General features: G+C 45.0%; 19 protein-coding genes, 2 tRNA genes and 1 pseudogene. 11 read left to right on the forward strand and 11 right to left on the reverse strand.

Translation table 11 applies throughout. The features are described from left to right. Window positions 1–3: 3 nt before the first annotated feature. The 8 genes from ABXJ76_RS11190 to ABXJ76_RS11225 all read left to right on the forward strand — a co-directional run bounded on the left by ABXJ76_RS11190 (window position 4) and on the right by ABXJ76_RS11225 (window position 9,191). On the forward strand, window positions 4–462 hold the full coding sequence (locus ABXJ76_RS11190) for a hypothetical protein (protein WP_432740568.1): 459 nt from the start codon (window positions 4–6) through the stop codon (window positions 460–462). A gap of 71 nt (window positions 463–533) precedes the next feature. After that, the gene (locus tag ABXJ76_RS11195; RefSeq protein ID WP_432740569.1) at window positions 534–1,430 is read left to right on the forward strand and encodes a hypothetical protein; all 897 of its coding nucleotides are present in this window, start codon (window positions 534–536) and stop codon (window positions 1,428–1,430) included. A 188-nt stretch (window positions 1,431–1,618) separates the two neighbouring features. Continuing rightward, window positions 1,619–2,047: a hypothetical protein gene (locus ABXJ76_RS11200; RefSeq protein WP_432740570.1), complete on the forward strand. Its 429-nt coding sequence runs from the start codon at window positions 1,619–1,621 to the stop codon at window positions 2,045–2,047. 202 nt (window positions 2,048–2,249) lie between these two features. Then, complete coding sequence (locus ABXJ76_RS11205; protein ID WP_432740572.1) at window positions 2,250–3,500, forward strand: alginate export family protein; 1,251 nt, start codon at window positions 2,250–2,252, stop codon at window positions 3,498–3,500. A 66-nt stretch (window positions 3,501–3,566) separates the two neighbouring features. After that, window positions 3,567–4,427, forward strand: a complete 861-nt coding sequence (locus tag ABXJ76_RS11210) for a substrate-binding periplasmic protein (protein ID WP_432740573.1) — start codon at window positions 3,567–3,569, stop codon at window positions 4,425–4,427. 2 nt (window positions 4,428–4,429) lie between these two features. Beyond that, on the forward strand, window positions 4,430–5,749 hold the full coding sequence (locus ABXJ76_RS11215) for a dicarboxylate/amino acid:cation symporter (protein ID WP_432740574.1): 1,320 nt from the start codon (window positions 4,430–4,432) through the stop codon (window positions 5,747–5,749). 172 nt (window positions 5,750–5,921) lie between these two features. Then, entirely contained in the window at window positions 5,922–8,129 is a 2,208-nt protein-coding gene (locus ABXJ76_RS11220) for a cache domain-containing protein (protein ID WP_432740575.1), read from the forward strand. 99 nt (window positions 8,130–8,228) lie between these two features. Next, a complete protein-coding gene (locus ABXJ76_RS11225) occupies window positions 8,229–9,191 on the forward strand; it encodes an MlaA family lipoprotein (protein ID WP_432740576.1) in 963 nt (320 codons plus the stop codon). A 146-nt stretch (window positions 9,192–9,337) separates the two neighbouring features. Here ABXJ76_RS11225 and ABXJ76_RS11230 read toward each other — a convergent pair whose 3' ends face one another. Next, window positions 9,338–9,679 (reverse strand): J domain-containing protein, encoded by a 342-nt coding sequence (locus ABXJ76_RS11230; protein ID WP_432740577.1) that lies wholly within the window; start codon window positions 9,677–9,679, stop codon window positions 9,338–9,340. Window positions 9,680–10,060: 381 nt separating this feature from the next. Here ABXJ76_RS11230 and ABXJ76_RS11235 point away from each other — a divergent pair, with 381 nt between their 5' ends. Beyond that, the gene (locus ABXJ76_RS11235; protein ID WP_432740578.1) at window positions 10,061–11,038 is read left to right on the forward strand and encodes a rhodanese-related sulfurtransferase; all 978 of its coding nucleotides are present in this window, start codon (window positions 10,061–10,063) and stop codon (window positions 11,036–11,038) included. A gap of 267 nt (window positions 11,039–11,305) precedes the next feature. Here the strand turns inward: ABXJ76_RS11235 and ABXJ76_RS11240 are convergent, their stop codons facing one another. The 5 genes from ABXJ76_RS11240 to smbP form a co-directional block, all read right to left on the reverse strand. After that, a complete protein-coding gene (locus ABXJ76_RS11240) occupies window positions 11,306–12,319 on the reverse strand; it encodes a dihydroorotate dehydrogenase-like protein (protein ID WP_432740579.1) in 1,014 nt (337 codons plus the stop codon). Then, window positions 12,312–15,950, reverse strand: a complete 3,639-nt coding sequence (nifJ, locus tag ABXJ76_RS11245) for a pyruvate:ferredoxin (flavodoxin) oxidoreductase (protein WP_432740580.1) — start codon at window positions 15,948–15,950, stop codon at window positions 12,312–12,314. Before nifJ ends, ABXJ76_RS11240 begins: the two co-directional genes overlap by 8 nt. 446 nt (window positions 15,951–16,396) lie before the next feature. Further along, window positions 16,397–16,840, reverse strand: coding sequence for a BLUF domain-containing protein (locus ABXJ76_RS11250; RefSeq protein WP_432740581.1), 444 nt, complete (start codon window positions 16,838–16,840; stop codon window positions 16,397–16,399). A gap of 12 nt (window positions 16,841–16,852) precedes the next feature. Further along, complete coding sequence (locus ABXJ76_RS11255; protein ID WP_432740582.1) at window positions 16,853–18,505, reverse strand: putative bifunctional diguanylate cyclase/phosphodiesterase; 1,653 nt, start codon at window positions 18,503–18,505, stop codon at window positions 16,853–16,855. A gap of 590 nt (window positions 18,506–19,095) precedes the next feature. Further along, window positions 19,096–19,929, reverse strand: a complete 834-nt coding sequence (gene smbP, locus ABXJ76_RS11260; protein WP_432740583.1) for a small metal-binding protein SmbP — start codon at window positions 19,927–19,929, stop codon at window positions 19,096–19,098. 336 nt (window positions 19,930–20,265) lie between these two features. Between smbP and ABXJ76_RS11265 the strand changes: the two genes are divergently transcribed. Together ABXJ76_RS11265 and ABXJ76_RS11270 are read left to right on the forward strand one after the other, a co-directional pair. Beyond that, a complete protein-coding gene (locus ABXJ76_RS11265; protein ID WP_432740584.1) occupies window positions 20,266–21,207 on the forward strand; it encodes an NAD-dependent epimerase/dehydratase family protein in 942 nt (313 codons plus the stop codon). Between the two features lie 19 nt (window positions 21,208–21,226). Further along, window positions 21,227–22,447, forward strand: a complete 1,221-nt coding sequence (locus ABXJ76_RS11270) for an aminotransferase class I/II-fold pyridoxal phosphate-dependent enzyme (protein WP_432740585.1) — start codon at window positions 21,227–21,229, stop codon at window positions 22,445–22,447. A 283-nt stretch (window positions 22,448–22,730) separates the two neighbouring features. Here ABXJ76_RS11270 and ABXJ76_RS11275 read toward each other — a convergent pair whose 3' ends face one another. The 5 genes and pseudogenes from ABXJ76_RS11275 to ABXJ76_RS11295 all read right to left on the reverse strand — a co-directional run bounded on the left by ABXJ76_RS11275 (window position 22,731) and on the right by ABXJ76_RS11295 (window position 25,431). Further along, window positions 22,731–22,979 (reverse strand): hypothetical protein, encoded by a 249-nt coding sequence (locus ABXJ76_RS11275; RefSeq protein WP_432740586.1) that lies wholly within the window; start codon window positions 22,977–22,979, stop codon window positions 22,731–22,733. Window positions 22,980–23,120: 141 nt separating this feature from the next. Beyond that, window positions 23,121–24,362, reverse strand: a pseudogene (locus tag ABXJ76_RS11280) (IS3 family transposase). A gap of 331 nt (window positions 24,363–24,693) precedes the next feature. Then, window positions 24,694–24,767, reverse strand: a tRNA-Cys gene (locus ABXJ76_RS11285). Window positions 24,768–24,821: 54 nt separating this feature from the next. Further along, a tRNA-Gly gene (locus tag ABXJ76_RS11290) sits at window positions 24,822–24,896 on the reverse strand. A gap of 49 nt (window positions 24,897–24,945) precedes the next feature. Further along, window positions 24,946–25,431, reverse strand: a complete 486-nt coding sequence (locus ABXJ76_RS11295; RefSeq protein WP_432740587.1) for a hypothetical protein — start codon at window positions 25,429–25,431, stop codon at window positions 24,946–24,948. Between the last annotated feature and the right edge of the window lie 169 nt (window positions 25,432–25,600).

Here is a 25,600-nt window from a genome sequence, read left to right on the forward strand (position 1 = left end):
AGAATGATCTCAATCTCACCTTGGAAAACTATCCTGTCGCTGCTCATGGCTGCCTTATTGGCTGCCTGTTCCAGCGCCCCAAAGCCGCCGCCGATGTTGACTTTTGATGTCCGAGCGAATATTCAAACCAACAATGGAGGCCTGTTTTATTTCGTCGTCCGTAGTGTCAACGAAAAGCAATTCATGCTTGACAGCTACCAGGACATTGCCGACAAAGCCTTCTCCAGCCCGCCAGATCCGGGTGTGTTAGGAGTCTTTTCGATAGTTCCCGGCACCAAACAGGAATGTGCGGTGAGTCAACCGGCGCAGGGATCGGTAGCGTTGTACTTTTTATACACCCAGCCCGGTTCGCAATGGAAAAAACTGCTGTCCATGCCTTTTGAGCTTCAATACAGAGTTAACTTGAAGGCAAATAGTCAAGTGGAAGTTCTAGAACATAAACCCTGGTATTCGTGGTTTTGAAACGATAGGTAACAACACGACTGAATGAAAAATTTATTTATATATTTTAATCAATTACACGAGGAAATATCATGTCAAGACCCGCTCCCTTAATCCGGTCTAATGCGTCCAGAACGCTCAACGCCGGTCCCATTACAAAAACAAATGGCCTAATCGAGATTGATACAGATCAATTCAATAAAGAGAATGCCGAAGAAGTTGCCTGGACTGTCATAGAGTGCCTTGCAGAGGCGGGAGGTATGGCCGACGCGGCAAAGGCTTGCATGGGTATGTACAAGTTAATCCGTGGCGCCAATAGCGGCCTTGAAGCATTTGAAAAAGATGTCGACAAAGGACTGGTTCCGAATCCTGAATTTCTTAAACTTATTGATATGGGATTTACCTTTTCGGGGCATTCAACAAAGACCGAAACATACTTGGAAAATAGACTGCACAAACAGATAGGGGCGGCTCTTTTTAGTTGGGGAGGAGCCGCAGCATCAGCAGTCACCACGGTGGATGTGGGTACGGCAAGCTTAGGTGCCCAGTCCTTAGCCTTGACTGGTGCTCACGCGGTGTTTTTAAGAGAACTTCGTGTGAAGTACCCTAACGAAGAATTTCGCGGATACCTTGATATGTGTCTTGCAGCGAAATTAGTAAAGGCCACCTCGCGAGGAATCTCCACCACCATGGCGGTCATTCCTTATGCCTCTCTTCCTGCTAAGATTGCGACTGCGGTCATGAACACTGTCCTGGTATCGGGTGCGAAATTAACGCTACATAAGGCTATAGATCGGACGGCGCAAATGCTTCATTTTCATGCTTATTTAGAGCAGTCAGACGCAGGTGACAGGCCCGCAACAGAAGTGATGAACGAGATCTTTCGTCGGCGGGGTGTTTTAGGGTTTTTCAGCCAGTACGATGTTAAGTCGATTATAAACGAGCCTGCAGGATGGTTGGCATTGGCGGATAAGCTCAAGCTAATCTGATAGCCGCATCGGGAAACAGGACAAAATTTACAACATAACGCTGTAAGGCGGTTTCACGCCAATATTCCGCTATGAACAGCATGAATTAATCCGATTTTTCTCGAATCTTTATTCGTGGAATTTTTTATGTTCGACAGTAATTTCAATGTTTATCAGGATAAAGATGTTATGCCGAGAGAATTTTAGCGATGTCATTAATTTCAATATCTGAAGCCTCAGAACTGACGGCTAAATCCATTCCGACAATTTATCGCCACATAAAAGACGGCGAGCTCTCGCAGACGGATAACAAGATCGATGTAACCGAGCTGCTGCGCTTGTTTGGGGGATTTAGACCTTCTGCAGATTATCACCGTGAAAATGACCTTCTTCGTCGTTCGAATGCCGATTTAAAGCAGGATAAAGAAAAGTTATATCAAATAAATGACCTTCTTCGCCGTTCAAATGCCGATCTAAAGCAAGATAAAGAAAAATTGTATCGAATCATCGCCTCTCAACAGAAATGGCCACCGGAACAAGCCGTTCCACTTAATCCTACTGAAGTACGGAAACCAAATAAAATAGTCATAGATGAGAGCCTAACTCAGCGCTTGATTAGAAAACTGTTCTTTAAATAAAGCAACAAAAAACTACTTGATATTTTTATAACGATAAAGAAATCTGAACTTATTCGCGTTATCCAGTATTTTTATTCGAAATGAAAGCATACTTTTTCATTTCATAATTCGTTATCGGCCAATTTTAAATTAAAAAATAGAAATGGAATATATAGCTTATAAATATATTAATAGATAAGCGCTATTTTTTGGAAAAATATTAATGCATTATACTTATAACAAAAAAATAAAAATTACGGCAATCCTGCTCTTATTAGTTTTTACCGCAACGGCTATGGCGGATGATGTTAATGCCACTATCGAAAAAGCCCTGAAATTTGGACAAGACGATGCCAAATATGGACAAATCAAATTGAATCTACGCTATCGTTACGATAATACCAATAGCACCAACCCAAAAAAACAAGTTGCTAATGCCTCTACGGTACGTTACCGCCTGGGCTATTTGACACCTACCTTCAAAGGGTTGCAAGCCTATGCCGAACTTCAAGGCAGTCAGGATATCGGCATTAACAGTTATAACAGCACAATGAATGGCAAAAACCAGTATGAAATAATTTCTGATCCCCAAAAAATCGAACTCAATCAATTATGGCTAAGCTATAAGGGTATTCCCAATACCGAAGCTAGATTAGGTCGACAAAATATTACCTTAGATAATGGACGATTTATCGCAACATCGTCCTGGCGTCAATTAGCACGAACCTTTGATGCTTTTTTATTATCAAATGTCTCATTACCTAATACTACGGTTGTTCTTGGTTATATCAATAAAATAAAGAACATTAATACTAGCCTGAATAGCATGCAATTACCGCTGGTAAATATTAGTTATCGCTTTGCCGATATAGGTAAATTAACCGGCTATGCTTATTTAATGGATTTTAGAGATCCTTATCTGTACCTGTCCTCCAATCAAAGCTACGGTATGCGTCTTGAAGGTTCCCGTAAAATCAATGACACCGTAGGCTTTGTTTACATGGCTGAATACACTAACCAGCGTAATTATAAAAACAGTACTCCTTATCAAGTGGATTATTACCATGTCATAGGCGGGGTTTCCGCTTTCGGCTTTATTGTCAAAGGTGCTATGGAGCAATTAGGCGGCAATGGCTTAAATAAAACCTTTAATGCCCCTATAGGTTTATTAAATAAATTTAATGGCTGGGCAGACTTATTCATTACTACGCCTAGCGATGGTTTGCGTGATATTTATACGAGTGTCGATAAAAATATAATGGGGCTTAAATTATCAGGTGTTTTTCATGATTTTTCTGACGATACGGGTCAGAAACATTATGGTGATGAATGGAATTTCATGGTTGCCAAAGAGTTATTCAAACATTATACATTAATAGCGAAATATGCTTATTATCACGCAGATACTGCTGGAAAAGAAATTGGTAAATTTGATACACAAAAAATCTGGCTGATCGGTGACATAAATTTTTAGTGGTGTTAAAAATTTTATTATCTTCTATAAACCCACAGCTATTATTTAACACGATATATGAACAAAATGAATAAAACTATTAGAATCTTCACTTATCTGTTTATTTTTTTCACCATCCCATCGGGACTTGCTAATGATCAGCCGGATTTAAATAAACCAGTCAATGAGATTCAAGCTATCGTCGATAGAGGTAAGCTGGTAGTTGCCATGTACTCACAGGATACCCCGCCATTCTATTATAGGGATAAGAATAATATCTTCACCGGTGTCGATGTGGTTTTAATTAAAGGTTTTGCCGATTTATTAGGTGTAACCGTGGAATTTGATCGTAGCGCAAAATTTCTCGACGATGTGGTGGATAAAGTCGAAAAACACGAAGTAGACTTAGCTATTTGTAAACTTAGCATGACCTTTGACAGAGTCAAACGCGTGCTTTTTTCCGAACCCTATATTAATTTGCATCAAAGTTTATTGATTAATAGACTTGAACTTGCCAAGCAATTACAAGGACGACCTCAGGAGACAGTCATTCAAAATTTAACCGGCAAGATCGGCGTAGTAGCCAAATCATCTTATACGGGTTTTGCAGCTCACTTTAGCGAGATGGAAATGGTTGAATATCCTAGCTGGGATCAGGCAGTCAATGATGCCCGTACCGGAAAAATAACAGCCGCTTTTCGTGATGAAGCTGAAGTAAAAATGATCTTGCGTGACAGGCCAGATATGGCTTTGAGCTTATTATCCGTCATGTTAAAGGATGCTGACGATCCTAAAGCAATTGCCATGTCGCTTGATCATCGTAACTTACAGGATTTAATGAATTTTTATCTTAAGTCATTAAATATGGAGTTAACCGCCGATAAGATAATAAATAACTACGATAAGGTTATTCAAAACATTGAAAATAAAATAAAACAAAGGATCTAGCGATGAATGCATTATTAATAAATAATATCTCAAAAATACTGCGTAGTGGCTGGACTGTTTTAATAGCGGTTAGTATGGGTATCTATATCGGACTATACAAACACGAATATGTAGAATATGTTACCCCGATAGGCCACATTTACTTAGATATATTAAAAATGTGCATTTTACCTATTTTGGTAACAGCCATTTCTGTGAGTATCGCGCGTTTAATGCAATCGGAAGGAGATAATACCTATATAACCCGGATGCTAACCGTATTCGCCATCAGCGTTGTTGTTTCCGGTTCTTTAGGTGTCGCGCTAGGCCTAATAAGTCAACCCGGATCAGGTTATGACGATGCCACCCTGGCATCTTTGGGCTCTATCATTAGGGAATCGGGGACGCCGGATCTTGAAATATCGGCTTATGAGCCTTTTGTTGCTCAAGAAAAACAATCTTTTGTTAAAACATTTATTGCCAATTTAATACCCGCAAATATTTTCTCGGCGCTCACTTCAGGCAGTAGTTTAAAAGTCCTTTTTTTTGCTATTTTATTTGGCTCTGCAATCGGTTCTTTAAATAAAGATTCATCACATACTCTACTTTCGTCGTTAGAATCGGTCTATTTGGCATTTGCTAAGATGGTAAAATGGTTGATGATTTTCCTGCCATTTGGTCTTTTGGGCTTAATTGCCCACGATGTGTCTCAAGTCGGCATTCATGTTTTAATGGCAATGATGAAATTTGTGCCAATAGCCTTGTTGGGGTTTTTACTATTATTTATCCTGAGCAGTCTCATTATGTGGCAACGCACCGGTTCATTGATAAGGCCTTTTTTAGCGCTTAAAGATACCATCGTTATGGCATTAGGGACGGGCAATGCGCTGGCATGTCTACCATCAACCTTATCAGCCATGCACGAAAAACTGGGCTATGACAAAAAGACCGTTGACTTGTTGGTGCCGCTGACCTTTACGATATGCCGAACAGGACCAACCTTGTACTTTGCCTTGGCAACTTTATTTGTCGCACAACTGTATAAAGTTGATTTAGGACTATCTGGATTAATAACGGTTATTATGGGTTCTATTTTTGCGGGATTGGCAACAGCCGGTGCATCGGGTGTTATTTTATTATCCATGTTAAGTTTGGTATTAGCTCCTTTAAATCTTCCTGTAGAAGCCGCATTAGTCTTGTTTATCGTCATTGATCCCATTATCGGCCCATTCCGCGTATTAACTATCGTGCATACCGCCTGCGCAATTATAACGTTAATTATGCCTAAACAAGTGCCAACATTAAAGTATGGCCCGCCTATTCCTGTCGAATCAAATAGCTGATAATATTTTCGTAGCCGTAATATTTTCTTTATCTTATTTGATTATTTATCCATAAAAAATAGTCTAGTAAATCCTGTTTTTCACTCAGAATTTTTTACCTGATGTCAGCGCAAACTTTATCTTTTTCTAGTCGCCACCACGAAAGTATTGATAGCATCAAAATATATAAATCATGACAACTATAAAAAAACCAGGATACAAATCATTATTTAACCTACTTATTGTCTTTGTTAGTTTTTTTGTCGTAGTCGTTTCCAGCTATCAATGCTGGGAAACTGATAGAAAAACGCTTGCAGAAACAAAAACTTCTATTAATAAAGAAGCCGACATTTCTGTCAGTGATATAAATAACCGCTTATTATATATCATGACAACAGGACAGAATTTTGCCGATGCATTAACTAACGGAGAAATACCCTATACGGATTTTGAACAGCACGCTAAACAAATCATGGTTGCTAATCATGACACGGCAACGCCTAAACCCTCTAAGTTTTATAATGTTAGCGTGTCTTTTGCTAAAGGCGCTTACGATTCAAGCCAGCCTAATCAATTAGCCAATGCCATTTATGTTTCCGATAGAAAAACAGGAAAAATAACATTACTTAAACGCGATTACGACTATACAATTAACGATAATACTACAAAAACTGCCTGGTTCATTAAAGCAGTCGAGGAGCGTAAATCTTATTGGCAACAGCCTAAATATGGTGATATTTCTAATAGTTTTCTTGTGTCATATACCACGCCTTTTTTTACGTCTTCCAGTAAAGAAAAAGTAGCCGGGGTTGTCTCCGTCGGTTTTTCCACTGATGAATTAAAGACTATTATGGATAGACAAGACTATCGCAGAACCGGTTTTGGCATAGTCCTATCCGACACAGGAAATTTAGTTTATCACCCTAATAACCTCCTGCCTCTCATTGATGTCGGTAATTATAAAGAGGGTTTCAAAGAAGATCTTGAATTCATCAATAAAATAAAAAAGGATGCTAAAAAAAGCCAAGCCATTAAAATTTATGAACTCCCAAAAACCCATGAGAAAGCATGGGTTTTATTCAAAACTATTCCTGCATCACAATGGACTTATCAGGTTGTTTTTCTAGAAAATGAATTGGGTGTTGAGCAAAAAATATTAGGGATTAAAATTTATTTAATTACCTCATTGATTATTTTTTTTATTTCCCTTTGCTCTTATTTTCTTATCAGACCGAATGGAAAATCAGTAACTTTATGGTTTTTCAGCACTTTCGTAGGAATAGTTTTTTTAGTGGGCACTGCTTTTTTATGGCATAACGCCGATATCAAAGAGATGCAATTAACTACTGATGCAAATAAGCTAGAATCAGAGCACGACATTAATGTCTACACACAAAATCAAAATGATTTTTTTAAAGCAATACATAAAAAATCACCGTTTTATATACCGACGGGTGTGTTTATTAAAGGAACGGAATTTCAAGGATCCAATAATATAGTAATTTCTGGTTATATTTGGCAAAAATATCAATTAGATGATGCATTAGATCCCAACATGATGCCAAGTGATTTTTGCATGCTGTCTTCGGATAAAATACCGAAAGACAAAGGTATAGTGTTATCTGATGCATTTGAAGAGAGTGGCAATACGACTCTTAGCTGTGATCAAAGTAGTTATACACAAGCCAAAGATCGTATTGTCACCTTAGGCTGGTATTTTAAAGCACAGCTACGACAACCGTTTAATTATTCAAACTTCCCTCTAGATAAAAACACCATATGGCTACGTATGCGAGCCAATAGCTTGACTGATCATATTGTGTTGACTCCAGATTTTTCCAGCTATTCTAATATTTATGAAAGGTCTTTCATGGGAATTAATTTAAGCCAGTTTATTTTGCCTAGCTGGGAAGTTTTCGGTACTTTTTTTAGTGTTGAGACATCTAACTTTAACAGTAATTTTGGTGTTAATAACCATACTCAGCAAACGCCTCAGGAATTATTATTTAATATTGCGGTTAAGCGCGTATTTTTAGATTCTATTTTCTCAACGGTAGTGCCTATTTTCCTTATTTATCTAATTTTGTTCGTGGTTTTATTTAGTTCCTTAGATGATCTTTTAGCGGTATTAGGTATCAATGCGGGCCTGTTATTTTCAGTCGCATTATGGCATAGCAGTCTGCGTACCAGCTTGTCGTCAACGGGGGTGACTTATTTCGAAACCTATTATTTTGTGTGCTATCTTATTATTTCTTTGGTCTGTATTAATAGCGTATTACTCGCTTGTCGTTATGAATTAACCATATTGCATTATAAAAATAATCTACTGCCAAAATTAACTTTTTTCCCGTTGGTATCCGGAATTACATTTGTGATAACGTTATTTATGTTGTTTAAATAAGCTCATCCGTTTTTTAAAAACGAAGTCACTACAAAAACGATAATAACTGTTCGATATAAACTTGTCATCAATTCAACACCCAGCAGATAGAGATGAATCATGAGCATGAAAAAAATCATCAATACGCGTTTATTAGTGATTAGCCTGATTATCTCAAGTCTGATGGACGGGTGCGCAGGTCTGCCAAAAGTTAATGAGGATGATCCCTGGGAAGCCTGGAATCGGGAGGCACAGGGATTCAATAATGATTTCGACAATACCATTGTAATGCCTTTGACCAAAGGTTATACATCGATAACGCCGGAATTTTTTAATGATGCCACAGCCAATTTTTTCAGTAATTTTAACGATATTGGCGTCACCGTTAATGATTTATTACAGCTTAAAATGGCACAGGGCGGTTTGGATGCTAGCCGTTTTCTGATTAACACCACCGCAGGTGTCGGCGGCCTTATCGATGTGGCAACAATGCTAGATCTGCCTAAGCATAATGAAGACTTCGGACAAACCCTAGGCTTTTGGGGCGTTCCGTCGGGTAATTATCTGGTGGTACCCTTTTTGGGGGCTAGTTCACCTAGAGGACTTATAGGGGTTATCGGTGACGCGTTAATGAATCCGCTGACCTATAGTTTTGTATTTACGGGTAGCGGCACTCTTTTCAAGGCAATTTCGGCTGCTAATTCACCCAGGCAGGTCGTGGGTGTTTTAGGTACGGCGGCGGCGACAGCGGTAATGGATCCTCTGACCTATCCCTTTGCGGTTTTCGGCAACGGCCGTGTTGTCTCAAGTGCAGTCAGCGCGGAATCCGGATTGGTTGTTTCTAACGAAACCGAGTTTACATCACCTGAAAATGCTGTTACTGAAGACCCTATCGATCGCTATGACTACATTAAAAGCGTTTACCAGCAGCAGCGTAAATACTTAGTTCATGATGGTATGGTTACTGATGAAGATCAACGCCAATTGGCCGATGACGACACAGAAAGCATGAACGCAGAGCCAATAGGGGTTAACTATGGACGGCTAAGAAAGCGTTATCAACACATGTTTATTAGCCCGTGAGACTTTAAAAAAGAGGATCCCATTGTCCGCCTTAAACCTCCATGTGTGCCTGTCACTGTAGGGGCGGCTTAAACCGCCGCTACATTCAGTTGTTTAACCGTCAGAATAAAGTTGACTGAGTACGTCATGTCTAAATTAACTAAATCCTAGTCAGGTTCATTTAATATATTTAGTACCGCTTCAGATTCCGTTAACATCCGCTTAAATTCACTCAGTACCTTATTCAACTCATTCTCGGAGATATCCACTGACTTCCCCGACTTAGTCAATCGCTGTGCATCATATTTTTGACGTTTATCTGGATCAATCAATACAGCATAGGCTTCGTTAATTTCTTTTGACTTTCTTACGGCATCTTTTTTATCACCCTCATATCTGTCAGGGTGATAAATCATCATTAGAGCCTTATATGCCGCCCTAATGACTGCTAACTCTGCGCTACCGATAACACCTAATATTCTGTATAAATCTTTTTGCTTTGCATTCATTGAGCACCAATACTGTTGAGTTATTACTGTTTAATTATTTGGAAACGAGGCACAAATTTATGCGCAGTATTATTGCTTAAATCTAGTTATCTGTCGATCTGGCAACAGGATTTAAAAGCCGCCACGCCGAGAAATTTTGACGGCACAGCAATGACTCAATTTCAGTATACCGTCGACCGAAGAGAGCCTCATGTCTTAAGCTTTTATTATTGCGGTTAAGGATCGTGTTATCATTCACGCACTTTTTTGAGGGCTTTTTCTCGACGGAAATAAGCGCCAACTCAAAAAAGCCTTTTACTTTTAGTTTTAGGACATCAATCCCCTGAAAATCTATCATTTTTTGCACCGGATTTACGTTCCGACCCGCAACAAGGAATAATAATGTCTCAAATAGTTGTTTGCGCTCTATACAAATTTGTCACCCTGGAAAATTATCAGGCTTTACGTCAACCCCTGCATCAGGTGATGGAAGCCCATCAAGTTCGCGGCACCTTGCTGCTGGCCAGCGAGGGCATCAACGGCACCATAGCCGGATCGCGTCAAGCCATCGACACCGTGCTCGACTGGTTGCGCAGCGACCCGCGTTTGGCTGATATCGATCACAAGGAATCGCTGACCGACACACTACCTTTCAACCGCGCCAAAGTTAAACTCAAAAAAGAGATAGTGACGATGGGCGTGGAAGGCATCGACCCTAAACGCGTGGTGGGCACTTATGTCAGCCCTAAAGATTGGAACAAACTGATCTCCGATCCTGAGGTCATACTGGTAGATACCCGCAACGACTACGAACATAAAGTCGGCACTTTTAAAAACGCCATTAACCCCAATACCACCAGCTTTCGCGAGTTTCCGCAGTACATTAAAGAAAATCTCGACCCCGAAAAACACAAAAAAATTGCGATGTTCTGCACCGGCGGCATCCGCTGCGAAAAATCCACGGCTTTCTTAAAAGAACAGGGTTTCAACGAGGTTTACCACCTAAAAGGCGGGATATTAAAATATCTGGAAGAAGTCCCCGCACAGGAAACGCTTTGGGAAGGGGAATGCTTTGTCTTTGACGACCGGGTGACGGTTAATCTTCAGCTTGAAAAAGGCAATTACGACCAGTGTAACGCTTGCCGCCTGCCCATCACCGAAGCCGATAAAGCCAGCGATAAATATCTGCAAGGGGTAAGCTGTCCTCATTGTTACGATAAAATCACCCCTGAACAAAAAACTCGGTTCATGGAACGTGAAAAACAAATGGAATTAGCCAAAAAACGTGGTGAAGCCCATATCGGCGCAGATGCCGCCAAGATGCTGATCCAAAAACGGGTAGCCAAGTTGCAACGGCGGCAACGTGTATCAAAATCCTAGCCGACGGGAAGATTATTGATCTATAATTAATTTGACAGGCTGCCTACGTGCATGGATTGGGGAACAGAAAGGCGCGGTGCGCCACCTATGTCGGTTCGACTCCGACCGGACAGCCTGCCACCTTACTCAACACGCTCATAAATAACCCTGAATAATTGAGTCGCCCGTATGAAGTGCAACGGAATATGGGTATCGGAGTCACGAAATCCTACTCCATACGGACTACTTACTTTTAATAAGGGTGCGTAAAACACACCCTAACAAAAATTACCTCAGCACCCCCGCCGGACTGGAATAACTGTCCAACACCTGCACATAATTGGCGCGCTCATAAGCGCTGGGATCGATGGCGTGTTGCTGGCTGACGCTGCCTTTTAGTTGATTGATCGACTCATAGTCATGCTCGGCCAGCCACTGTTCCATTTCAGCCAGGATTTCACTTAAACGACCCACACCATACTTTAGCAATACGCTGCAAAGATGCACTACATCGGCTCCAGCCAATAGCGCTTTCAATACATCGGGCGTCTGGTGAAAACCGCCGGTTACCGCCAGCGATAATTTCGTCCGGCCGTACAGCAAGGCTGTCCAGCGGATGCGCAATAAGGCTTCCGCCGAGGATGACAGCTCCAGTTTCGGCACTACTTCCAGCGTTTCTAGGTCAATATCGGGCTGATAAAAACGGTTGAATAACGCGATGCCATCGGCTCCGGCGGCTTCCAGACGTTTGGCAAAATGAATCGGCGAACTGAACTGCGAAGACAACTTCATGGTAATCGGCACACTGACCTGCCCTTTCAATTCCCGCAAGATGTCCAGATAGCGTTGTTCGACGGCATCGCCGCTTTCATCGCTATTTGCCGCCAGATGATAGATATTCAGCTCCAGCGCATCGGCACCTGCCTGTTGCAATAGCTTGCCGTACTCGACCCAGCCGCTTAAGGAAGTACCGTTCAAGCTGGCGATGACCGGAATCGCCAGCACAGACTTCAGTTTTTGCAGATGCTGCAGATAGTGCTCCTGATAAGTCTGGATGTGTTCCGGCATCGGATGAAACGAGTCCGCTTCGCCATGGCCTATGGCCTGCTGATAAAAAAACCGCTCCATTTGCTGTGCTTCGGCTTCGATTTTTTCTTCGAACAGCGAATACATCACCAGCGCCGATGCGCCTGCGTCTTCCAATCTGCGCGCGCTGTCCGCCTCCCTGCTTAACGGCGATGCCGACGGCACCAACGGATTAGCCAGTTTCAAACCTAAATATTCAGTCGTTAAATCAACCATTGTCTGTCTCCTTGGCAGTTTCGTTTTTGAGTTGGGCTTTGATCGCTGAAACACTGGTGGTTTCGTTCCATTCCAGCTCAGACAGTTGTTTGTAATAACGGTAGCGGTTTTTAACATCCTGCTGCGCCTGTGCCAGAAAACACTCTGCATCTTCAGGATGCGTTTGCCACAACATGCTGAAACGGGTTTCGGTCTTCACGAAATCGCGGTAAGGAATCGACGGTTCCGCAGAATCCAGATGCATCGGATTTTTGCCCTGTTTTATTTTGCCGGGATCGAACCGGAATAACGGCCAATGCCCGCTTTTCACCGCCAGATTTTGCTGCCGGTGATTGTTGGATAAATCCACGCCATGCGCGATACAGGGTGCGTAAGCGATGATGATCGACGGGCCGTCGTGGGCTTCAGCCTCCAAAAATGCATTCAGGGTTTGGGTGTCTTTGCCCGCATAAGCGACATGGGCGACATAGACATTGCTGTAATCCATCGCCAGCAACGCCAGGTCTTTTTTGGCGGTTGCTTTGCCGCCGGCGGAGAATTTCGCCACTGCGCCTAACGGTGTTGCTTTTGAGGTTTGCCCGCCGGTATTGGAATAAACCTCGGTATCCAGCACCAGGATGTTGACATTGCGCCCGCTGGCCAACACATGGTCGAGACCGCCGTAACCGATGTCGTAAGCCCAGCCGTCGCCGCCGATAATCCAGACGCTTTTCTTGCACAAGCTGTCCGCTACCCGGAGCAATGTTTCGGCGGCCTGATCGGTCAATGTTTGCAAGAGTTGCTTGAGTGCCGCAACCCGCTCGCGCTGCTCGTAAATCCCGGCTTCATCGGACTGGTCGGCGTTCAGTATCGCATCGACCCGTTCGCCGCCTAATTGATCGCGCAACGAAGCCAGCAATTCTTTGGCGTATTCGTTCTGCTTGTCGAGAGCGATACGCATGCCCAGACCGAATTCCGCATTGTCTTCGAATAAGGAATTGCTCCACGCAGGCCCCCGGCCTTCGGCGTTTTTAGTCCAGGGTGTGGTGGGTAAGTTACCGCCGTAAATCGAAGAACATCCGGTCGCATTGGCAACCACCATGCGGTCGCCAAACAACTGCGACGCCAATTTTATGTACGGCGTTTCACCGCAACCCACGCACGCGCCGGAAAATTCGAACAGCGGCTGCAACACCATCGACCCTTTGATGGTGTTGGTTTTCAACAGCCTGCGATCATATTCGGGGATAGCCAAAAAGAAATCCCAGTTGTCGCGCTCGGCTTCACGCAGCGGCGGTTGCGGCTGCATATTGATGGCTTTGCGGCTGGCGTTGGATTTATCCCGTATCGGGCAAACATCGACGCACAGCGTACAGCCGGTGCAGTCTTCCGGCGCAACCTGATAGCTTATTTCCAAACCGGCTGGAAAATCCTTGCCCAACATCGGCACATGTTTGAAAGTTTCAGGCGCATTTGCCAAAGCCTCGGTCGGGAAAATTTTGCTGCGAATGACCGAATGAGGACAAACCATTACGCATTTGCCGCATTGGGTACACAAATCGGTTTCCCAGACCGGAATTTCCAGCGCCAAATTGCGTTTTTCATAAGCCGCGGTGCCGGTTGGAAAGGTGCCGTCAATCGGCATCGCGCTGACCGGCAACGCGTCGCCTCTACCGGCAATAATTTCGCCCGTCACCCGCTTGACAAAATCGGGCGCGGCATCGCTGATCCGGGATTGAATGTCGAATTGACTGCTCACTTGTGTTGGCAGTGGCACTGCATGCAAACAGGCCAGCGTTTCATCAATCGCTTTGAAATTCAGCTCGACGATGCGCTGGCCTTTTTTGCCGTAAGTTTTTTCGACCGCGTGTTTAATCGCGGTAACCGCCTGCTCCTGAGGCAACACGCCGGATATGGCAAAAAAGCAGGTCTGCATGATGGTGTTGATGCGTTTGCCCATGCCGCTTTTTTCGGCCACGCCATAACCGTCGATCACATAAAAACGGATTTTTTTGGCTATCATTTGCTGCTGCATTTTTAAGGGTAACGATGCCCAAACTTGTTCGGCAGGCTCCGGCGAGTTCAGCAAAAACACCGCGTTATCCGCCGCATTGGCGAGCATGTCGTAGCGTTCCAGAAAAATCGTCTGGTGGCAGCCGATGAAATTGGCATCGTTTTCGGCAATCAAATAGGTCGAGCGTATCGGTTTAGGGCCGAAACGCAAATGCGAGACCGTAATTGCGCCGGATTTTTTCGAGTCGTAAACGAAATAGCCCTGAGCATGCAAATCGGTCGCTTCGCCGATAATTTTAATGGTGTTTTTATTGGCGCTGACCGTGCCGTCGCTGCCCAAGCCGTAAAACATGGCCTGAAAAGTTTCGGCTTGTGCGTCGGTGCGATAACTTGCATCCCAATCCAGACTGGTGTGCGTGACATCATCATGGATGCCGATGGTGAAATTGTTTTTCGGTTGTGCCTGTTTCAATTCATCGAAAATCGCCTTGATCATGCCGGGCGTAAATTCCTTGGAAGAAAGGCCGTAACGGCCGCCGACCACTTTCGGCAGTACCGAAAATTTAGCCGCGCCGCCGATAAAATCCTGAGCGAGCGCAGTCAGCACGTCCTTATACAGCGGTTCGCCATCCGAGCCCGGCTCTTTGGTGCGATCCAGCACCGCGATTTTGCGGCAACTCGAAGGCAGCGCCGCAAGCAGGCTGTCCGCATCGAAGGGCCGGTATAAACGCACTTTCAGCAGGCCGACCGATTCGCCCTGACGATTGAGATAATCCAGGGTTTCCGCGACAGCCTCCGCACCCGACCCCATTATCACGATAACGCGCTCGGCTTCCGGAGAACCCAGATAGTCAAACAAGCGATAACAGCGGCCGGTCAGCTTCGCAAACCGGTCCATCGCAGCCTGAACGATTCCCGGCATCGCCTGATAATAGGCATTGACCGATTCCCTGGCCTGAAAATACACATCGGGATTCTGGGCAGTGCCGCGCAGCACCGGCTTATCGGGCGTTAAGGCACGGCTCCGGTGCGCCCAAACCCAGTCGTCGTTAATCATGGCCCGCAAAACGGCATCATCCACAATAGTCATCTTGGCGACTTCATGCGAAGTCCTGAACCCGTCGAAAAAATGCATCAGCGGAATTCGCCCTTCCAGCGCTGCGGCATGGGCGATCAGCGCAAAATCCATGACTTCCTGAGGCGAGTTGGAACACAGCATGCCGAAACCGGTCATCCGCGCCGACATCACATCGCTGTGGTCGCCGAAAATAGACAAGCCCTGGCAAGCCAGCGAACGTGCGGCGATATGAAACACTGTCGGCGTCAATTCCCCGGCAATTTTGTACATATTGGGCAGCATCAGCAGCAAGCCCTGAGAGGCGGTAAACGTCGTCGCCATCGATCCGGCCTGCAGCGCGCCGTGAATGGCGCCGGCGGCTCCGGCCTCGCTTTGCATTTCGGTCACCTGCGGCACCGTCCCCCATAAATTGACCTGTCCGCGAGACGACCATTCATCGGCCCATTCGCCCATATTGGATGACGGGGTTATCGGGTAAATCGCGATGACTTCGTTGAGTTTATGGGCTACCGTCGCGGCGGCCTGATTTCCATCGATGGTAAGTGTTTGCTGATTTTTCATGAGAAAACCCTATGATGAACAAAAAATGTAACGGTCCTATTTTCTGCAAAATGGATTGTCATTAGGCATCCCATATTGCTTAGATTCAACGCCTAAGTGCAATCGACAATTAACGTAAAAGGAACAGGTTAGCTGATCCGGTTTCACGCTTTTTTTAAATCCGGCCCAAGATCAGACATTATAAACAGCCAAGCCAAGAGGCAAGATACCAGATTGGGCTATTAAATACAGCAGGAATAGACAGCGGAGTTGCCGGGTATATCAGGATCAACAGTAGCCGGGAGCTGATGCGTAACCAAGCAGCCTAAAAACCAATATGGATCAAAGAATAAACTCGACCGGATTAGAATCTGAAAGAGTAAATCTGACATTAACTGACTAATTTTGCACCCTCCCCTAAGCTCACGCGCATGTCTGGCAAGCCCGACTTTTTTCCAGGCTAACATTTAAAATGCGGCTGATTCAGCTTCCAGCAGGTGCTCATTCAGCAAGTCGAAGATGCGATCGCCTTTCAGCAACGTGGCATTAAAACCGGATTGTTGCATAATGTCGCCAAACTTGGCCGACGCTTTGGAATCCGTGCCGAGATAAGCCATAGACCAATTGGAAAATCTGCGCTCCGTCATTGCCTCGAATGTGAGTACAACGACATGCGAATGTCTTGGGTCGCATTGGATGCGCTCGAAACTATTCACAATTTCATCATGCGACCCTTCCAGAACCTGGGCGAAGCAGCCAGCATTGAACATGAGTGCTCCCGAAATGTGTGCAACTGGATTTTTTACTCGGGAAGTCGCCAAAATGTGTTCAATTTCGCGGCGAACCGTTTCGTCATCGCCAGCAATTTCGTTACGACTAATGTACACCAGTCGGTAAAGTAGTTTATTCATAGTTGACGCCTCTTAACTTAGCTTCTTTTGATTTTTGAGATTGGAAATAAACTCCGCAATCGCCATAGTGGAAATGGGACGGCTGATAAGATAACCCTGTGCCGCCAAGCATCCGCCAGCAGCCAGCTGATCAAATTGCTCTTTAGTCTCCACACCTTCGGCGATCGTCTTCATGTCAAGGTTTACACCCAAGCTAATGATTGCCTGTACCAGCGCACGCGACTTCGGAGAGCTTTCTCCGCGCACAAACGACTGGTCGATTTTGATCTTGGAGAAAGGGAAACTGTTCAGGTAACTAAGTGATGAATAGCCGGTGCCGAAATCGTCCATTGCAATCCCGACACCGAGAGATTTGAGCGCCCAGAGTTGCTTTAGGGCGTTGTCAAAGTCCTTCATCAATACGCTCTCAGTGATTTCGAGCTCAAGTCGTTCAGGCGGAAGTCCAGTGCTTGCAAGAGCATTGCGCACAACCTCGACGATTCTTTCGCTTTCGAACTGGATCGGCGATACGTTTACCGCCACCGAGAAGCGGCCATCCCAGTTCATCGCTTCCTTGCAGGCCATACGCAAGGTCCACTCGCCGATGGCATGTATTTCGCCGGTCTCTTCGGCTAACGGTATGAAGTCTGTCGGCGACACCAATCCTCGCGTTGGACTCTGCCAGCGAATCAGTGCTTCGAAGCCTTCTAAGGTGCCGTCAACCATATTGACTTGCGGTTGATACAATAATATGAATTCTTTGAGCGCTAATGCGCGGCGCAGATCGATTTCGAGATTGCGCCGCGCCATGGCTTGCAGGGCAAGTGCCGGTTCAAAAAATTTAACTATGCCACGACCGGCTGCCTTAGCTTCATAGAGCGCAAGGTCAGCGTGCTTCAGCAGATCGGTTATATTAGCAGTACCGTGATTGAGCGCCGCTATACCGACACTTGCACCTATGTTCACCTGCTGACCATCAATTAGGAATGGACGACTCATAAGTTCGACGATCCGCTTAGCTACTGATTCCGCGCCGCTGGGCTGCAAGCCTATTGTGTGCAGCACCACGAACTCGTCACCGCCCATCCGAACCACCGTGTCCTGGTCGCGTGTGGCGAACTGGATACGCTTGGCCACTAATTTCAATAAGGTATCGCCAGCGCCGTGACCCAAGGTATCGTTAACGTTCTTAAAGCGGTCAAGGTCGATCATGATCACTGCCAGCGATAAAATCTCTGGTTCTCTTGGTTGCCAACTTGCGATGGCTTCGTCTAGCAACAAGCGGTTACCGAGTCCGGTTAAGGGGTCACGATGCGAAAGGGTATTGAAGCATGCGGAGTCAACCGCCGGTTTCGGCAGCTGAACTGCGACCAGCATACGCAAACCGCTATCGCCCGAGGCGATTTGCAATGTCAAGGGTTTTGAATCATGTTCTAGGTGCAATTCGATGGACGAAAAATCGTGGCGCTTAAGTGCTTGGGATAAATCGGCACTGGTCGAGTAAAAACGCGAAGCAACGTGTTCCACCAGCGAACGCTCCACTATAGCCTCAGGAGCAGAGACGGCCAGCATTTCACAGAATGCGGAGTTGGCATGGGTAATGACTCCGCTTGCAGTAATGACTGCAAAGCCAAGCGACGATAACTGTGCGCTATTGCCCAAAAATTGCGCTACTTCCTTTGACATAAGATATGTTTCATAGAAAACGTGTGATCAATCTGGAGTTCCGTCGTTATGCCAGTGTTTCTAATAAGCCTAAATGAAGGAACGGTTTTGTAGGTTGCTGTTGTCAAATAGCAAGACAGCAAGATAATACTATTTGAAGTTTGATGATAATACCATAACGATACTAATTTCACGCCCACTATCGATAGCGTTGAACCTACTGTGTTTGTCCGGAATTCTGGGTTACGTACAGAACCTTAACGGTAGCTTATGGGTCGGGTTGATTAGATAGCTCCTTATCCTGTGTGGCGACCTACTGATCAATTTAGCCGGTTAGCAGGAAAAATCAGGGGCATCCATTGTTCTTTTCAGTGGCTGAAAGTTAAAAAACTGTTCCATGACTATATCTCAGTAGAATCAACCTGGATGGTATTGGCTGGTGGATGGATCATTACTCAGCAACCCAAAAGTCCGGTTTGAATTCCTTCGAATACAAGGAAAAATAATTAAGGCAGATCTGATCAACTCATACCTGAGTTGATCAGACCTTGATCCATGAATGGATCACCGGAACCTTCTAGCTTAATCAGAGGCTCATCAGATAAGCAGCATCATTCACCGATCGATGCTTTTATGTGAGTAATTGCTTCGTTAACGTGCTCTGTCGCAACATCAGCGTGATCCATATTACCGTGCTTTATGGCTTCATTAAGATGCGTAATTGCTTCGGCCAGGTGTGCTTTAGCTTCCCCTTTCAGTACTTGTTCAGCAGCCTGTGCGTGCTCAAGCGCTACTTTCGCATGCTCGGTCAAAACACTGGCGTGACCTGCTTTACCATGCGTAACAGCAACTGTTGCATGTTCCAGTGCCTGAGCCGAATGAGCTTCTGGGGATTTTTCGGTTGCTTCAGCTGGTTGAGCTTCTGTGGCTTGTGCAGCGGTCTCTAAGTGAGTGATTGCTTCGTTAACGTGCTCTGTCGCAACATCAGCGTGATCCATATTACCGTGCTTTATGGCTTCATTAAGATGCGTAACTGCTTCGGTCAAGTGTGCTTTAGGCTTCCCTTCCAGCACTTGTTCAGCGGCCTGTGCGTGCTCAAGCGCTACTTTCGCATGCTCGGTCAAAACACTGGCGTGACCCGCTTTACCGTGCGTAGCAGCAACTTTCGCGTGCTCCAATGCCTGAGCCGAATGAACCTCTGTGGATTTTTTAGGCGTTGCCTCAGTTGATTCAATGGCTTTTTCCGCTGCTGCGGCAGAACCTTTATCATCAATGGTTTGAATGGTTTGTTTAGATGTTGCTTCAGTTGATTCAATGGCCTTTTCCCCTGCTGCGGCAGAACCTTTATAAGGGATGTATTTAGCAGTTGCTGTTCCTGCGAACAAGGTCGCAACGGTCAGCAATGTAAGCGATAAAATATTTTTGTACGGTTTAATTCTTATCATGGAAATTTCCTCTGTTTTTCTTAAATAATATTAAGTAAATATTTGAGTATTTTCACGGGTACCTATCGAGTTATTTTATTCACTATTTGTCAGTAATAAACACTACCGCTCGATTACCCGCCTATCGAATGTAACAGTAATCGAATAGTATATCTAGCCTTTTTATTCATTCACGGCGCACACTAACCAGGATATAAATTGGTGAATAGTGGAATAATTAAGGACAGATTAAGTCTAGTTTGGACTGATTTGGCAAAGCCAAATCCTGATGAGCAAGGAGGTGTATCCTATAGTCCTGTTATAGCAATTCTCCTTAGTAAAACAGCGCAGGCGCAAATGAAAAAAATACTGGTAACGGGTGCAACCGGGCAAGTCGGCTCGGAATTAACGGTAGCCTTGCGCAATAACTATGGCGCCGAAAATGTGTTTGCTGCCGATAAAAGACCAGTCTTGAACGAACCAACGCCATCGGGGCCTTTTTGCCGCCTGGATGTGCGCGATGCGTCGGCAATCGATCAAGTCGTAGACGCTAATAACATTGATGCCATTTTTCATCTCGCCGCATTGCTTTCCACTGTTGCGGAACAAAAGCCGCAGCAGGCCTGGGACGTCAATATGAACGGTTTGCTCAATGTATTGGAGACTTGCAGAGTACACCGATGCGCGCTGTTCTTCCCCAGTTCCATAGCAGCCTTTGGCACAGAAACCCCGTCTATGAATACGCCGCAGGACACTATTCAGCGACCATCGACCCTTTACGGTATTACCAAAGTTTCAGGCGAGCTGCTTTGTGATTATTATCATCATCGCTTTGGCGTTGACGCACGCGGCTTAAGGTATCCGGGACTGATTTCCAGCAAAACCCTACCGGGTGGAGGCACGACGGATTATGCTGTGGATATTTTTTATGCGGCCATAAAATCACAGCATTACGATTGTTTCCTTCGGGCCGATACGCAACTGGACATGATGTACATGCCCGACGCTATTGATGCCGCTATTCACTTGATGACAGCGGACAGCAAGCAGCTAAAGCACAGAAACGCGTTTAATGTGACGGCCATGAGCTTTACCCCGCAGCAGTTAGCGGCAGAAATACAAAAACATATTCCTGAGTTCACTATCGCTTACATCGTCGATCCATTACGGCAGGCCATTGCCAATTCCTGGCCCAAACATATGAACGATAGCGCCGCCAAAGCTGAGTGGGGCTGGCAGGCTCAATTCGATTTGTCGGCAATGGTCACAGATATGCTCGAGAAAATCACGCTCATCTAGCTAAATAACCGGAGGCATTATGTCACTGAATAAATTAGAGCCACTGCTCATCGATAAGTTAGCCGCATTGCAAAAGCAAGGTCTATGCAAGGGTAATGAGAAAGTCATTACCGGCATGAAAGCTGCAGCTGATGGCTTTGGCATCCGTTATTTTCTTGAAGGCTACGGGAATAGAGCTTTCTTACGGATGAATTCAAACTCCTATCTGGGGCTTGCCGTGCATCCATTGGTTATTAAAACGGAAGCTGCGGCCGCTGAAAGATTCGGCACAGGCCCCGGAGCGGTTCGTTTTATCAGCGGCACTTACCAACCGCATATTGAACTGGAACAAAAACTGGCTGAATTTCATGGTCGCGAATCGGCAATGCTGTTCAGCTCGGCTTATACGACTATGCTGGGAGTCCTGCCTCAATTTATTACTGCCGATACCTTAATCATCAGCGATGCACTGAATCATAACTGCATTATCAATGCGATACGCTTATCCCATCCGGCCTGCAAAGAAATTTATGCGCATGCAGATATCGATGCGCTGGACAACATTCTTGAAGCTTATAAAGGCCGGGTCAAGCGCGTTTGCCTGGTTACTGACGGAATTTTCAGTATGCGCGGTGATTACGCCCATCTCGATAAAATAAGCGCTTGCTGCAAACGGCATGAACAGGCCTATGAACAAGGCATTATCAGCATTGTTGATGATTCGCATGGCGTTGGCGCGTTTGGCCGGACCGGGCGAGGTACAGAGGAATATACCCGCGGTAAGGCGGATATTTTAATTGCTACGCTCGGTAAAGCCTTTGGTGTGAATGGGGGCTATGTCGTTTCCAGTTCGACGGTCATTGATTATTTACGGGAAACGTCACCGTTTTATATTTATTCAAACCCGATTACGCCGGCTGAAGCGCTTGCGGCAAGCGCGGCTTTAGCCATTGTTAGCAGTGATGAAGGCTTGCATCTACTGGAAAAACTGCGGGCATTTAGCGTCCGGCTTAGATCAGGACTTGAACAACTGGGTTTTGAAACGCTACAGGGTGAACATCCTATCGTCCCCATCCTGACCAGAAATACGGAAAAAACATCAGCTTTGGTAACGCATTTATTGGCGCATAATATCCGGGTTACCGGGCTTAATTACCCGGTTGTCCCTCAAGGTGAACAGGAAATCAGATTGCAGGTTTGCGCAGAGCATACCGAAAAAGATATAGACTATTTATTGACCAAGCTGGCTGATTTCCAGTGATTATGCTGTCTGAAGCAACTGATGTTCGCACCAAGATGCCATCTTAATCAGAACTGGGTAGGCCTTTATTCGCAAGACAACGCTACAAATACAGGTTAGTTGCAGCATTATCCGGCAACTTCGTAAAAATAGCTGCCACCGTTGCCAACTCCGTCCGTTTATATACGTCAGACCTGATGAAATATCTGTATTGCAGTCGGCAGGTCTCTTCGACTTTAAAACCGAGCAATCCCCTGAACATCCGTTAGTAGAAAATTCAATTTTTTAAATCAGGTTTGTTACGTTATTGCTCATCATCAGATAGTGGTTTCTCGGAGCCTTTAGTTTCCTCCCCAATGCTATTGACTACGCGTCTCGTACCATGACCGATTTCCTTAGCAGCATCTCTAGTTCCATGACCAATTTCTCTGGTAACATTAATAGTCGTATGGCCTATTGTTCTTCCCGCCTCTTTAAACTCGGCACAAGACGACAATATTCCTGTCGAAAATAAAATGAGCAAAGCAACTAATTTTGTAAATGAAATGACCATTCTCCTTTTAACAAAGTACTCTGTGGTTACGGATTTCGACTTTATATAATACGCGCATTTACTTGGATAATGACTTCCCAGCTACCTAATAATCCCTGTCTAATTGTTAAAGTGGACCCCATTGTCCAGACAAATAATGCCTTAATTTAAGATAGAGGCCTGTTCACACTCCAGCTGAATGGCGCTGTCCCAATTTTTTGATACGGGAACTGATATTTCTGCCGCCCCGTATTTATCCACGATCATTGCACCGCCACCCCTAGCTGTTTGGTAAACCACACTGGGTGTTTCATAGCCCAATGATTGATGACGCCGCTCTTCATTATAAAACATGAAGTAGTCGGTCAATCCCATCAGCAAGCTCTGTACACTGTCATGCTGCTTCAAATAGACTTCTTCATATTTCACCGTTCTCCAGAGCCGCTCGACAAAAATATTGTCCAGTGCGCGACCACGCCCATCCATGCTGATCGTGATGCCGCTGTTGAGCAGCACGCCAGTAAAAGCATCGCTGGTGAATTGCGATCCCTGGTCACTATTGAAGATCTCAGGCATCCCGTAGGCCTTGATGGCTTCTTCCAAACAGTCGACACAGAATCCCGCATCCATGGTGTTCGACAACCGCCAGGAAAGTATTTTGCGGCTATACCAGTCGATGATTGCCACCAAATAAACGAAGCCGCGCGGTAGCCGGATATAAGTAATATCAGTGCTCCATACCTGATTGGGGCGAATGATGTCGATGCCCCTTAACAGATAGGGATAAATCTTATGTTGCGGATGCGGCTTACCGGTATTGGGGCCAGGGGCCATCCCAGCCAGGCCTAGCGTTTGCATCAAGCGCTGAACTCGTTTGCGATTAACCCTGTGCCCAAGTCCGCATAAGTATTTCGTCATACGCCGTGAGCCATAAAAGGGGTGCCGCGTATACTCTTCATCGAGCAACTGCAACAACAGGCATTCATCTTCATCAACGGCTTTCAGTAAACGCTTTTTATGGGCATAGACGACCGAGCGCGTAACCTGGAGCAGCTTGCATTGCAGGGATAGCGCCAGTATTATCCGGTGCTATCCACGATTGCCGCTCATCTATAGGCTGAGTCCAGACTTTTTTTTAAGCCAGTCCAATTCCATGTTCAATTGCCCGATTTTGGCATACAGCCGATCCGGATCGCTCTGTGCATCGGTAGGCTTCGGTCCCCGCTTACCATCAAACAGGCTGCCTGCATTGTCCATCAATTCCTTTTTCCATTGACTAACCTGAGTCGGATGGACGTTGTTATCCTGGGCAATCTCATTGATGGTCTTTATGCCTCGAACCGCTTCCAAGGCGATCTTGGCTTTTTGCGCCCCTGTATAAATCTTCCGTTTGCTTTCGCTCATTTCCTGCTTCTCATTTATCGACAGAGCATAGCTTAAACTATTGTCCGGTTTTCGGGGTCCACTATAGTACCGGATATTCCCTCCGGTAGGCTGAATTATCAGCACGAGAAAAATCGTACACGGATGCAAAGGCAAAATCAAGAGCATCCTTGCATCCCCTACCTGAATAAACTCGTGTAAGCCCCTTGCCAATACGTCTCAGAATGGTTGCAACCACTTTAGTAACGAATATTAACCTATTTTGATCGTATTTCTACCTATTTTTAACGTAATTAAAAAGTAACAGGCATAAAAAAACCACAGTTAAGTGGTTGATTTTATTCTACTCTTTTGGAGGCTGCGGGCGGAATCGAACCGCCGTAGATGGCTTTGCAGGCCACTGCATAACCATTTTGCTACGCAGCCCTAAAAGGGAAATAAAAAAGCCGCGATAGATTCGCGGCTTTTTTTTAAATTAATTGGAGCGGGAAACGAGGTTCGAACTCGCGACCCCAACCTTGGCAAGGTTGTGCTCTACCGCTGAGCTATTCCCGCACTTCAATTTATTTGTCCATTATAAGATTTATTTCAGCCTTGTCAATCTTTATTGAACATCAATTGCCGAAATCCAGCCTGAACTGCCTTTACATTGACCATCATCAACCTGAACATTCACGAATGCATTCTTCTTTCCTGCAAAATCCTGGAAGCCGGTGATAATAACCGATGTGCCCTGAGCTATACGCCTGCAAGACTCAACCTTACCTTTGCCATCATCTTCACTATCATCAAATGCCGCCATAGACCCAGGTACGGGAAGCAATTTAATAGGCGATTCAATTTCATAAGTATTGGGGTTTTTCAAAACATACCGCTGCCCGGCAACAAGGTTCTTGGCCGAAGGTCCGGAAATAGTACCTGAATCATCTCCACTCAACATAATAACAAGCAGCAGGAAGACTACGCCACCCACAACACCAAAAAATACTTTTGGACTTTTTTCTTTTAAGTCCATCATTGATGAAAGCAACTTTCCACCCGTTTCTTTTGCAGCATCTACCGTTTTTTTAGCATTCTCTTCATTACTCATTTCTTGTCCTCTCAATTATAATTTTTTATTATTTTCAGGCTCTTACTAAAAGTATATTACCTGACTACCTCGATAACTCATAGATACAAACATTCTCACTACGATTAAAAAGCTGACAACTCATCACTAATAATCAACTTGACATGCCAACTTACCACGATAAAAAAAC

Origin of the sequence: Methylobacter arcticus (assembly GCF_050917435.1) — a bacterium.
Taxonomy (GTDB): Bacteria; Pseudomonadota; Gammaproteobacteria; order Methylococcales; family Methylomonadaceae; genus Methylobacter_A; species Methylobacter_A titanis.